The following is a 307-nucleotide window of genomic DNA, read 5'->3' as shown; positions in this document are numbered from 1 at the left end:
CCGCGCAAGATCCGCATTGTCTTCATCCTGCTGGCCGTACTGGCCAGCCTGGGCATCCTGCTGGGCGCGTGGCTGGTCTCGCTGGTGATCAAGCACAGCCTGGTCCGCAGCGCGCTGCAGGAAGAAGCGACATATTTCTGGGACCTGCACGCGGCCTCGCCCGCGCAGCCGCCGCCGACCACGCGCAACATCCGCGGTTACCTGCTGGAGGCGGGGCAATCGGCGCTGAGCCTGCCGCCCATCCTGCGCACGCTGGCGCCGGGCTTCCACGAGTTGAAGGCCGACGACCAGCTGGTGCTGGTCGATG

Annotated in this window: 1 pseudogene; it reads left to right on the top strand. The window is 68.4% G+C overall.

Annotated elements, in window-relative coordinates:
- Positions 1–307 (top strand): annotated as a pseudogene (locus tag ACQG3P_RS19110) (sensor histidine kinase); the annotation flags it as partial.

Source organism: Stenotrophomonas sp. SrG (genome assembly GCF_050031795.1).
Classification (GTDB): domain Bacteria; phylum Pseudomonadota; class Gammaproteobacteria; order Xanthomonadales; family Xanthomonadaceae; genus Stenotrophomonas; species Stenotrophomonas rhizophila_A.
Note: the sequence above shows the minus strand (reverse complement) of the source record. Positions and strands in the feature narration are given on the sequence as shown.